The organism is Flavobacterium sp. (assembly GCF_043720215.1).
GTDB lineage: Bacteria > Bacteroidota > Bacteroidia > Flavobacteriales > Flavobacteriaceae > Flavobacterium.
In genome coordinates this window covers 1-11,513 of sequence record NZ_JAYSSZ010000131.1, presented here as the reverse complement: position 1 = coordinate 11,513, position 11,513 = coordinate 1, and the positions used below count along the sequence as shown (strand labels likewise).

The window sequence follows — 11,513 nt, the reverse complement described above, 5'->3', positions numbered from 1 at the left end:
CCTCATCATAATAGGTTTTTCCTGAAAACTTATACTTTGCTTTGTCGAAAGATTTTAAGGTTAAAAGCAAAGCTTGATTGTATGCTTTTGCCAATTCTTTTTCTCTACTTTCTCCTAAATCAGTAGTAAACAAAACTACCTGCCTACAATCTTTAAACTCGATTTTTAGCTTTGTAGAAAACATAGTGTTTTCTTCGATGACGTTTACAAAAACTTTATTGCAATTGTAATCTATAAATCCTTCTGGTAAAACATCGGTCGAAACATAAACTTCGAATCCTTTTTGCTTTAAAAAAGATTTAATTGTGGTGTTAATCCTATATTCATTGTCTTCATTTTGAAACTCAAATTTTGAAGGGATAATTGCCATTTCATAATCATTCAAAGTTGATTGAGAAAAGGACAAACTTGAAATTAAAGTAAGTACTATTAAAAATAATCTATTTTTCATTTTAAAAAAGTTTTTTTAGTTCTGCTAAGTTAGCAATTTGATTGACACTTTGTATCACTTTTATTTGATTTGGATTAAAGAAAATTGCTTCTATACCAAAATCTAAGGCGCCATTTACATCCGCATCTAGGCAATCTCCTATCATAACACTTTCATTTTTTTGAGCATTGGCAACGTTTAAAGCGTGTTCAAAAATAATTGGGTTTGGTTTTTTAGCTCCTGCTAATTCCGAATTTGTAATAGTTTTGAAATAATGACTAATATTAGAATTGTTTAGTTTTTTATATTGCACTTCGGCAAAACCATTGGTAATTATATGCAATTGATACTTATCATTTAAGAAATTTAAAACTTCGATCGCGTTGTCGAACAAATGATTAAAATCGGGCAAAAATTCGATATATTGATCCGAAATCACATCAATTTGATTGTCTGAAATATCATGATTCAAAATATCGAAAGTATCTTTTAGTCTTTTGTAACGCAATTCTTGGTGTGTGATTTTATCTTTTTGATACAATTTCCAACAAGATTGATTAATTGGCGCATAAACAGCTATGAAATCTTCCACTTTAATGTTTGGAAAATAATTATTTAATATTCGTTCGAAAGCCAACTCTGAATTTTTATCAAAATCCCAAAGTGTGTGATCTAAATCGAAAAAAATATGTTTTATTCTGTTTTTCATAAACTAAAAAATATTTGCGTCTTGAAAACTTAAATAATCGTTTTCGGTAACAATAATGTGATCTAAAACAGGAATTGACAGTTGTTGTCCCGCTAATTTTAGTTGCTTTGTAATATTTTTATCGGCATCGCTCGCTTCTAGTTTTCCTGAAGGATGATTGTGTGTTAAGATTATTGAAGTTGCATTTTGTTCTAATGCCATTTTAAAAACCATACGAACATCGACAACGGTTCCTGTAATTCCTCCTTTGCTAATCTGTGATTTATATATCACTTTGTTAGCATTGTTTAGAAATAAAACCCAAAATTCCTCGTGTACTAATTCCCCAATAATAGGTTGCATAATATCGAAAACTGCTTTACTAGAAGTAATTTTTTTGAGTTCCACTGTTTCTTCTGCTCGACGACGACGACCTAATTCGGTTGCAGCAACGATAGAGATAGCTTTTGCCTCGCCAATTCCTTTAAACTCGGTTAACTGTTTGATGGATAGTTTTCCTAATGCATTCAAATTATTATCGACACTAGACAAAATGCGTTGCGATAATTGCACAGCGCTTTCCGATCTACTTCCCGAACCAATAAGAATTGCAACCAACTCGGCATCGCTTAAAACTTGCTTCCCTTTTAGCATGAGTTTTTCTCGTGGCTGATCGTCTTCTGACCAATTTTTTATAGAGAGATTTTGTTCCATGGCTTATACAATTATATTCGTGTTTTTTACGTTACTAATATAAATACAAAATAATGAAAGTAATTTATCTTATACTATTCTCTTTATCTTTTTTTACTTGTAGTTATAATTCTAAAGAAAATACTAGCCGAAAAACTAGTATAAAAACCTTTGACGAACAATTATCTGACGCTGCTATTTCTATAATTGACAAGAATATCGATTACGATCCGTCTTATTTTGCCATAAAATATCCAAATGGAGATATTCCAAAAAATAAAGGCGTTTGCACAGATGTTGTTATTCGTTCATATAGAAAATTAAACATTGATTTACAAAAAGAGGTTCATATAGATTTGAAAACTAATTTCTCAAAATATCCAAATTTAAAAAAATGGGGATTAACAAAACCTGATACAAATATAGATCATAGACGAGTTCCTAACTTAGAAATATTCTTTTCGAGAAAAGGTCAAAAATTAAAGATTACAAATAATTCTGATGATTATAAAGTTGGTGAAATTGTAACTTGGCTGATAAATAACAAATTACCACACATAGGAATTATTACAAATAAAAAATCATTGGACGGAAAACGCCCAATGATTGTTCATAATGTAGGAAATGGACAAGTTCTTCAAGATTGTTTGTTCAGTTATGAAATCGTTGGACATTATAAATACGGGAATTAACCTATAAGTTCTTTTACCTCATCAAAATTTAATCCGCCATAATTTCCAGAACTCATTAATAATAATGCAGAATTTTCGAGATTAAGGTTAAATAAATAATCTTTAAAATCTTTTGGATTGGTATAAATAATTAAATCTTTGCGGTTAAAAGCTTTTGCGATTTGCTCATACGTAACTTCTTCGAGTTGTTTTATTTTTACGGCATCGGGCGAGTAGAAAACAACGGCAACATCGGCATATTCTAAAGCGCCTTCATATTCTTTAAGAAATTCGGCATTCAAACTACTATAAGTATGGAGCTCCAAACAAGCCACGACTTTTCTGTTAGGATATTGTTCTTTTACAGCTTTGGTTGTAGCGGCAACTTTACTTGGCGAATGCGCAAAATCTTTGTAAGCTACTTTTGTTTTGCTTTCAGCAATTTTTTCTAATCTTTTTGAAGCACCTTTGAAACTTGCAATAGCTTCATAAAAATCGGCTTCATCGACACCCATATTTTGGCAAATCCATTTGGCTCCAGCCAGATTATTAAGATTATGTGCTCCAAAAACTTCGATTGGCATATCTCCTTCTGGTGTTTCTAGCAAAGTTATTCCATCATTTACCGAATATTTTGGCGTGTGATACGGAATTCGTCTGATAGGATTTGTCGAAGCTTCGGCAACTCTTTTTACTTCCGAATCGTCTTCATTGTAAACTAAAATTCCGCCATTGGTAATTTTTTGAATAAAAATTTCAAACTGCTCTACATAGTTTTCATACGTTGGAAACACATTTATATGATCCCAAGCAATTCCTGAAATTAAGGCAATATTAGGTTGGTATAAATGAAATTTTGGTCTTCTATCAATTGGTGAAGACAAATATTCATCACCCTCCAAAACGATAAAATCATTTTCTTCGGTAAGATGCACCATGGTATCAAAGCCTTCCAGTTGCGCACCAACCATATAATCGACTTCAATATTATGATAATGCATCACGTGTAAAATCATAGATGTTATTGTGGTTTTTCCGTGAGAACCACCTATAACAACACGTGTTTTATTTTTAGATTGTTCGAATAAGAATTCAGGATACGAATATATTTTCAGCCCTAATTCTTCTGCTTTTAGCAATTCTGGATTATCGGCTTTGGCGTGCATTCCTAGAATTATCGACTCGATATCTGACGTAATTTTTTCAGGAAACCAACCAAGTTCTAAAGGCATGAGTCCTTTTTTTTCTAAACGTGATTTTGATGGTTCGAAAATAGCATCATCACTTCCTGTAACTTGATATCCTTTATTATGTAATGCCAATGCTAAATTGTGCATGGCGCTGCCACCGATGGCGATAAAATGTGTACGCATTTCTGTTGTTTGTTTATTCGGTTATTCGTTTATATGGCAAATCGAATTAATGATTAACCAAATATTCGATTAAACTTTTTTATCGAATTCTTCTTTTAATTTTTGAGCTTTTTGTTTGTCCTTCAATTTATTCAAATATAAATCATATAATTTATTGAATGTGGTTTTTGAATGACCAATTTCATAAGATTTTCTATAATTTTTTTCGGCATCTTGATAGCGTTTGAAATACACATCAATATAACCTTTTGCAAGGTAACCGTCTACTTCTGTTATAGCTGCTAATTCATTAGCGTATTTAGTAGCTTTTACTTCACTTCCGCCAATAATTCCTGGCAATTCGACGTACAAAACCACTAAAGCCCAGCGAGTTTCTATGTGTTTTGAATCGAGTCTTGCAGCGGTTAGAAAAGCACTTTCTATATCATCAATCATTCCGAGTGCTTTAAATTTATTGACCGATTTAGCTTTCATTCCTAAAGCTCCACCAAACTTGTACCAATAATTAGCATTTTTCGGAAATGTGATTCTCAGTTTTTTATAATAATAAATTGCATTATCCCATTCTCGTTGGTGTCCCGCAATATCACCTAAATATTCGATGGTTTTAGTATTGGTTGGATTGGTTTTTAGATAGTTTTCAAATAAAGTTTCTGCTGAAGCATACTCTCCTTGTTCGAAAAGAATTTTAGCTTTATCGAATGTTGTTTGCGACCAAACAAACAATGGTAATAATAGAAATACAAAGGCAATTTGTTTCATTTTTCAAAAGTAAGGAAATGCTATCAATAAAAAAACCGCTCCAAGAATGAAACGGTTCAATTTTATTTTTTTTATAGTGATTATTTCACCAAAGTCATTTCATCCACAATATGTTTAGCTCCTGAGAAATTCTCGATCACCCAAAGCACATAACGAATATCAACATTGATAGTTCTTTGTAATTTAGAATCAAAAATAACATCACCAGCCATAGCTTCAATATTTCCGTCGAAAGCAAGACCAATTAATTCTCCTTTTCCGTTAAGAACTGGCGAACCTGAGTTTCCTCCTGTAATGTCATTGTCTGTTAAGAAATTTACGTGAAGTGAACCATCTTTATCTGCAAAACGACCAAAATCTTTGTTCTTATTCATCTCTAATACACGAACTGGTAAATCAAATTCTTGATCTCCTTTTTTGTATTTCTTAACTTGACCATCAAGAGTTGTATAATTATTTACTTTAGCATCATTACGTTTGTCAGCTGGTAACGAACGCACTTTTCCGTAAGTTAAACGCAAAGTTGAGTTAGCATCTGGATATTTGATAGCGCCAATTTTAGACTCACGTAAACCTTCAACCAATAAACGGAATGAAGATCCATAATCGTTTTGTGCTTTTGCAATAGCATCAGATTTTGACGTAAAGTGTGTCAACATATCATTAGAAAGCACATACAAAGGATCATTATCTAATAAACCTTGACTTGGCAATGCTAAAAACGCATTGATTCTTTCTTTTGAAGTAAAAATACTTAAGTCGAAAGCAGCATTTACATATTTAATAAAATCATTGTTGTTTTCTTTGGCTAATTTATCTACCGCTGGAGCAATAGCGTAACCCACAGATTTAGTTGCATACAATTTTAATTGCGCAGCCATAATATCTTTTTCAGCAGGAAGATGCAATTCTTTAAACATTTCTTCTGCCATTCCAGAAATCGCTGGAGCTAATTGAGCGCGTTTTGCAGCATCACCTTTAGCATATGAATCCATTTGTTTTCCTAAAGTTCTTCCGATAGTACCGAAAGCACTAGTTCTGAACAATTGTTGTAAATAGTTATCGTGACGTGCTTTTTCGTTTGTTAAAGCATAGAAATTATTAATATTTGAAACAACATTTCCGTATTTAGCTTTGTTTGCTGGTAAGTTTGCCCATTTGTTAAATTTAGCTTCTTGAGCCGCTTTAGATTTTGCAGTACCAAATTTAGATAACGCATCTATCATCCCTTGACGGTTTTTCCAGTAGTTTGCAGTACCTGCATATTTTGAAGCATATACAAGATTAAGCGCTTCACTTTGATCCATATACTTTTTCATTCCGTCCATTCCAGTTTTTGCTCCTTCAACCCAAGCAGGATAAGCAAATTTTACATTTTGCTCAATCCCTCCAGCTGGCATCCAACGATTCGTACGACCTGGATAACCTAAAATCATAGCAAAATCATTTTCTTTTACGCCACCTAAATTAACTGGCAAGTAATGTTTTGGTTTTAACGGAACATTATTCGCAGCATAATCTGCTGGATTTCCGTTAACATCTCCGTAAATACGGAACATAGAGAAATCGGCAGTGTGACGTGGCCATTCCCAGTTGTCAGTATCTCCTCCAAATTTCCCTAAACTTTCAGGAGGAGTTCCTACTAAACGAACGTCTTTATAATCTTGGTAAACGAAATAGTAATATTCATTTCCTTGAAAGAAAGGACGAACAGAAACAGTGTATTTACCGCCTTCGTTATTTTCTTTTTCGATTAAAGCGATTTCTTTATTGATAGCTGCTTCACGCTCCAATTCGGTCATTGAAGGGTTAACTTTTGCTAAAATACGTTTAGAACAATCGTCCATACGAACGAAAAAACGCACGAATAAACTAGAAGGTTTAATTTCTGCTTGTCTATTCTCTGCCCAGAAACCATCTTTTAGAAGATTTTTTTCAGCAGTAGAAAGCTCAGCAATTGCATCGTAACCACAGTGATGATTTGTTAATACTAATCCCTCTTTTGAAATTACTTCGGCAGTACAACCACCATTAAACTGAACGATAGCATCTTTTAAACTGTGATTGTTGATGCTGTAAATTTCTTGAGCAGTTAGTTGCAAACCTAATTTTTGCATATCTCTGTGATTTAAACGTTCTATGAACATTAGGAACCACATTCCTTCATCTGCTTTAACACTTGTAGGAACAAGCATTATAGAAACAATTAAGGATAAAATTAATTTTTTCATGATTTTATTTTTTAGTGGTGCGAATATAATTTATTTCTTAAAAAAATCAAGAAAAATGAACTACTAAAAATAGTTTGTTAAGATAACTTTAACTTATAAGCTCAAAATCAAATAGTTGTTAAAAAATCATAATTTAATTGAAATTTATTAGTAAGATTTTTCAACGTTGGCATTTAATTTGCTAAATTTGAGTTAATAACAATTAAAAAAAATTAATTATGGGATTATTTTCGTTTATTAAAGGTGCTGGAAAAAAATTATTTGGCGCAAAAGAAGAAGCAGCTCCAGCTGAAGAGAAATCACAATTGAAAGCAAGTGCTTTATTAGCTCATGTTCAAGCTTTAGGTTTGCCTTTTAAAACATTAAAAGTTTCAGTAATGCCAGATGATTCTGTAGCTGTGAGTGGTGAAGTAGATCAACAAGCAGACTCAGAAAAAATTGTTTTGGCTTTAGGGAATGTTGATGGTGTAGAAACGGTTGATAACCAAATGACTGTTGCTACTCCTGCTCCAGAAGCAAGATATCATACAGTCGTATCAGGCGATTGGTTATCTAAAATTGCTAAAACCTATTATGATGACGCAACTAAATATGATGTTATTTTTGAAGCAAACAAACCTATGCTACAAGATCCAGATGAGATTTATCCAGGTCAAGTTTTAAGAATTCCTAATTTATAGATTAACAAAAAAGGCACTCGTTGAGTGCCTTTTTTATGATTTTTTATTACTATTCCTATTCTTTTATAACTTTAAACGTTTTACTATTTCCCTTTTCTAGAGTTATTTTTCCTAAGTAAAATCCTTTTTTAAGATTGTTAGGTTTAATTTTAAATTCGTTGGTATTGTTATCGAAAATTTGACTAAAAACTTGTTTCCCTGACAAATCATAGATCTTAACTTCCGCTTTTCCTAATAAATCATTATTTTCATTATAAATGATAAATTGTTCTGAAAAAGGATTTGGATAAATATTTAATGTATTTTCATTTACTAAACTCTGACTTGTTATACTAAGAAAAGGCTGTGTAAAATCTCCATTTTCGTTATTGTTTTTATCTAATGACGATACTACAAAATATTTAGTTGTTAACCCAGCCGTAACCAATAATTGATTTCCTGTAACAATATCTACTATTTTAGATCCGTCCTCTTTATTTGTTAATGCTTGCGCTGCATTATCGAAAGCATAAACCACATACTTTACTGGCAAATCTCCATCAGGCGCAACAGTTGGTGTATCCCATTTTACATACAATCCTTCTATTCTAATATTAGTTGGAACATTTGGACAAACTATATCTTTTCCTATTCCTAAAATAGGTGGTGCAAAAGATTTGTACTGATATTGTGCTGCGTTTAATGCAGTATTTATTGTTTTATCATTATTTTTAATAGATGTATATCTATAAGCAATTTGCCCAAAAGTGGCATCCATATTAGCAGCTCTGTCTTGGATAATTTGATTTTGAATTTCGGTAACTGCCCAATTACTAGCATCTGTCATTCTATAATACGCTTGGCTCAAATACAATTGCTTATTTCTAAGTTTAACTTGGTCATTCCACCATTTAGAAAGTGTTATATAATCTTGTGCCCCAGTAATTTTCCAATACAACTGTGGTGCTAGATAATCAACTTTACCAGCTGTAAGCCATGTAATTGGATCACAAAATTGAGCAAAATAAGAAGAGTTTCCTGTAATTCCGGTTGGCGTACCTGATTTCCAAATTCCAAATGGACTGACACCAAATACTATGTTTTTATTATAAGTTGTGTTTATCGTTTGTATGGCATCATAAACCATTCCTATCATTAAGTTTACATTATTTCTTCTCCAATCTTCAATTGTGGCAATTGCCGTTGAATTATAATCTATGTACGTTTGCGCATCTTGTGCAGGTATTTCCATTCCAGTATATGGATAAAAATAATCATCAAAATGTATTCCATCAATATCATATCTAGTAGCTATATCTTGTATTATTGTAACCAAATAATCTCTTACAGCTGGAATCCCCGGATTTAGCATTTTTAGAGACAATGCAGTATCCGTAGCATTTAATTTAGCTTGAAAAGTCCAAGTAGGATGTAAACTGGCTACATTATTTGAAGCCAAAACCATAGCGGAAGTTTGTTTTACTCTATAGGGATTTAGCCATGCATGTAAATCCAGACCACGAGCATGAGCTTCTGTTATTGCAAAAGCTAAAGGATCCCATAAAGGTGTTGGAGCGGTTCCTTGTGCTCCCGTTAGCCAATAGGACCAAGGTTCGTTTGTTGATGCATATAACGCATCGCTTTCTGGTCGTATTTGCAAGAAAACAGTATTGTAACCATTTACTTTGAGATTATCTAAAATAGTTCTTAGTTCAGCTTGTTGCACAGCTGGTGTTGCTGTACGATTTGTTGGCCAATCTAGGCTACTTACTGACGCCACAAAAACACCTCTTAAATCTCTTTTAGGGATAGATTCGTTAAATTCAGGATTTGCAGGACATTGTCCAATTACTAGTTGAGTAAAAAACAATAAAAATAAACTGCAAAGAAAAGAATTGCTCATTATTTTTTTCATACAAATAGTATTATACCTCGGTATTTAACATAGCCCATAATTTGTCTTTCAACTCCGTTAATCCTTGTTGAGCAACTGAAGATATAAACATATAAGGTATTCCTTTGAAATCTTTGTCTAGTTGTTTTTTCATTTCCACTTGCAATTCTGCATCGAGCATATCACATTTTGAAACGACAATTAAACGATCCTTGTCTAACATCTCTGGATTGTATCTACGCAATTCGTCTAACAGAATATCGTATTCTTTCTTAATATCATCAGCATCAGCTGGAACAAGAAATAATAGTGTCGAATTTCTTTCAATATGACGCAAGAAATAATGTCCTAATCCTTTTCCTTCAGCTGCTCCTTCTATAATTCCTGGAATATCAGCTATTACAAAGGATTGAAAATCACGATAGGCAACAATTCCTAAATTTGGTTTTAATGTTGTAAACGGATAATCTGCAATTTTTGGTTTTGCGGATGTTAGCACTGACAATAACGTTGATTTTCCAGCATTTGGAAAGCCAACTAATCCAACATCGGCCAATACTTTTAATTCCAGAACAATATCAGCTTCTTGGGCTGGTAATCCTGGTTGCGAATATCGTGGCGTTTGGTTCGTTGACGAACGAAAATGCCAGTTCCCTAAACCTCCTTTTCCGCCTTCGGCGATGATTCTTTTTTCTCCGTCTTCAGTTATTTCGAAAAGGATTTCGTTTGTTTCTTTGTCACGAACTACAGTTCCTAAAGGAACTTCGATATATTTGTCTTCGCCATCACTTCCTGTACTTCGGGAACTACCACCATCTCCGCCATGTCCTGCTTTTACGTGACGTGCGAATTTTAGGTGAAATAATGTCCATAGTCCTTTGTTACCAACTAGATATACGTGTCCTCCACGACCACCATCTCCTCCGTCCGGTCCTCCTTTTTCTATAAATTTTTCTCTATGTAAGTGCGTAGAACCTTTCCCTCCTTTTCCGGATGAAACATATATTTTTGTGTAGTCTACGAAATTGCCTTCTGTCATTTTATTTTAGATTTTAGATTTCAGATTTTAGATTTCCGTGTTAATACAAAAAAAATTTCTAAAAACTATTTTCAAGTAGGCGAATAATTGGCTTTTTAACCCCGGTTGAAGCGGAAATCCTTTGCTTTTTTTCTTTAGAAAAGCAAAGATTAAAGCGAAAAACGGGAATGTAATTTCCTGAGAAAGCCCAAACTATTCGTTCTTGATTATTATTATTTTTTATTTTCTGTTAATGAACTTACTAAAACCTTATCGATTTTTACTCCGTCCATATCGATTACTTCGAGTTGCATTTTGTTCCAGATTAGCTTCTCTCCTACTTTTGGAATATAAGATAACTCGGTCATGATAAGTCCACTAACTGTGGTTACATCATAATCATTTATTAGATCATCCATGTCGAAATAGGTCAAAAAATCGTGTAACGAATAATGTCCGTCTACGAGCCACGTTCCGTCTTCACGGGCGTTTAGCTGAAATTCTTCTTCGTAAAAATCGGCTGCATCACCTACAAGAGCTTCGAGAATGTCGTTTAGGGTTATAATTCCTTGTATCATTCCGTGCTCATCAGTCACTAAGGCATAATGGACTTTAGATTTTTTGAATATTTCTAAGGCTTTATATGCTGATGTATGCTCGATAAAATAGACTGGTTCTTTTGTAATGGCTTTCAAATCGAAGTTTCCTTTTTCGAAACTGGCAAATAAATCTTTTAGAAAGACAATTCCTATAACTTCATCGAGATTATCTTGACAAACTGGGTAAACAGAGTGCAATTCATTTAGCATTTTCTCTTTTAGAGATTTAATATCATCGTCTTCGATCGATAAATAGACTAATGAATTTCTGTGCGTCATTAGTGAATTTACTTTCCTGTCACCAATATGAAAAACACGTTCCACAATATCTTGCTCAATTTCTTGAACTTCTCCGCCTTCGGTTCCTTCTTTGATAATTGCTTTTATTTCTTCTTCGGTTACTTTTCCGTCGGCAGTTGGTTTTATTTTTAGAATATCTAAAATAAAATCTGTCGACGTGGTCAATAACCAGATAAATGGCGCGGTAACTATTGA

10 protein-coding genes and 1 pseudogene are annotated in these 11,513 nt (G+C 33.1%); 2 read left to right on the top strand and 9 right to left on the bottom strand.

What is annotated here, in order from left to right; translation table 11 throughout:
- The 3 genes and pseudogenes from ACHZC3_RS06235 to radC all read right to left on the bottom strand — a co-directional run.
- Positions 1-451, bottom strand: a pseudogene (locus ACHZC3_RS06235) (hypothetical protein); the annotation flags it as partial.
- A gap of 1 nt (position 452) precedes the next feature.
- The gene (locus tag ACHZC3_RS06230) at positions 453-1,139 is read right to left on the bottom strand and encodes a YjjG family noncanonical pyrimidine nucleotidase (protein WP_394759014.1); all 687 of its coding nucleotides are present in this window, start codon (positions 1,137-1,139) and stop codon (positions 453-455) included.
- A 3-nt stretch (positions 1,140-1,142) separates the two neighbouring features.
- On the bottom strand, positions 1,143-1,832 hold the full coding sequence (gene radC / locus ACHZC3_RS06225; RefSeq protein WP_394759013.1) for a DNA repair protein RadC: 690 nt from the start codon (positions 1,830-1,832) through the stop codon (positions 1,143-1,145).
- A gap of 53 nt (positions 1,833-1,885) precedes the next feature.
- On the opposite strand from radC, the gene ACHZC3_RS06220 reads away from it, so the two are divergent.
- Positions 1,886-2,503, top strand: a complete 618-nt coding sequence (locus ACHZC3_RS06220; RefSeq protein WP_394759012.1) for a DUF1287 domain-containing protein — start codon at positions 1,886-1,888, stop codon at positions 2,501-2,503.
- On the opposite strand, the gene murC is transcribed toward ACHZC3_RS06220, so the two are convergent.
- The 3 genes from murC to ACHZC3_RS06205 form a co-directional block, all read right to left on the bottom strand.
- On the bottom strand, positions 2,500-3,855 hold the full coding sequence (gene murC, locus ACHZC3_RS06215; protein WP_394759011.1) for a UDP-N-acetylmuramate--L-alanine ligase: 1,356 nt from the start codon (positions 3,853-3,855) through the stop codon (positions 2,500-2,502). The two genes, ACHZC3_RS06220 and murC, sit on opposite strands and share 4 nt — an antisense overlap.
- 69 nt (positions 3,856-3,924) lie before the next feature.
- Complete coding sequence (locus ACHZC3_RS06210) at positions 3,925-4,617, bottom strand: tetratricopeptide repeat protein (protein WP_394759010.1); 693 nt, start codon at positions 4,615-4,617, stop codon at positions 3,925-3,927.
- Positions 4,618-4,697: 80 nt separating this feature from the next.
- Positions 4,698-6,848, bottom strand: a complete 2,151-nt coding sequence (locus ACHZC3_RS06205) for a S46 family peptidase (protein ID WP_394759009.1) — start codon at positions 6,846-6,848, stop codon at positions 4,698-4,700.
- Between the two features lie 218 nt (positions 6,849-7,066).
- On the opposite strand from ACHZC3_RS06205, the gene lysM reads away from it, so the two are divergent.
- Positions 7,067-7,528 carry a peptidoglycan-binding protein LysM gene (gene lysM / locus ACHZC3_RS06200; protein WP_394759008.1) on the top strand — a complete coding sequence of 154 codons (462 nt, stop codon included), beginning with the start codon at positions 7,067-7,069 and terminating at the stop codon, positions 7,526-7,528.
- Positions 7,529-7,583: 55 nt separating this feature from the next.
- On the opposite strand, the gene ACHZC3_RS06195 is transcribed toward lysM, so the two are convergent.
- The 3 genes from ACHZC3_RS06195 to ACHZC3_RS06185 all read right to left on the bottom strand — a co-directional run.
- Positions 7,584-9,422, bottom strand: coding sequence for a family 10 glycosylhydrolase (locus tag ACHZC3_RS06195; RefSeq protein ID WP_394759007.1), 1,839 nt, complete (start codon positions 9,420-9,422; stop codon positions 7,584-7,586).
- A 10-nt stretch (positions 9,423-9,432) separates the two neighbouring features.
- Positions 9,433-10,440, bottom strand: coding sequence for a GTPase ObgE (gene obgE, locus ACHZC3_RS06190; protein ID WP_394759006.1), 1,008 nt, complete (start codon positions 10,438-10,440; stop codon positions 9,433-9,435).
- Between the two features lie 212 nt (positions 10,441-10,652).
- Positions 10,653-11,513, bottom strand: an 861-nt coding sequence (locus tag ACHZC3_RS06185; RefSeq protein WP_394759005.1) for a hemolysin family protein, incomplete at its 5' end; no start/stop codon positions are given.

Excerpts from the sequence above, each read along its gene's own strand:
- ACHZC3_RS06205 (WP_394759009.1), bottom strand. The coding sequence starts at position 6,848 with ATGAAAAAATTAATTTTATCCTTAATTGTTTCTATAATGCTTGTTCCT.
- radC (WP_394759013.1), bottom strand. The coding sequence starts at position 1,832 with ATGGAACAAAATCTCTCTATAAAAAATTGGTCAGAAGACGATCAGCCA.
- ACHZC3_RS06230 (WP_394759014.1), bottom strand. The coding sequence starts at position 1,139 with ATGAAAAACAGAATAAAACATATTTTTTTCGATTTAGATCACACACTT.
- ACHZC3_RS06220 (WP_394759012.1), top strand. The coding sequence starts at position 1,886 with ATGAAAGTAATTTATCTTATACTATTCTCTTTATCTTTTTTTACTTGT.
- murC (WP_394759011.1), bottom strand. The coding sequence starts at position 3,855 with ATGCGTACACATTTTATCGCCATCGGTGGCAGCGCCATGCACAATTTA.
- ACHZC3_RS06195 (WP_394759007.1), bottom strand. The coding sequence starts at position 9,422 with ATGAAAAAAATAATGAGCAATTCTTTTCTTTGCAGTTTATTTTTATTG.
- ACHZC3_RS06210 (WP_394759010.1), bottom strand. The coding sequence starts at position 4,617 with ATGAAACAAATTGCCTTTGTATTTCTATTATTACCATTGTTTGTTTGG.
- obgE (WP_394759006.1), bottom strand. The coding sequence starts at position 10,440 with ATGACAGAAGGCAATTTCGTAGACTACACAAAAATATATGTTTCATCC.
- lysM (WP_394759008.1), top strand. The coding sequence starts at position 7,067 with ATGGGATTATTTTCGTTTATTAAAGGTGCTGGAAAAAAATTATTTGGC.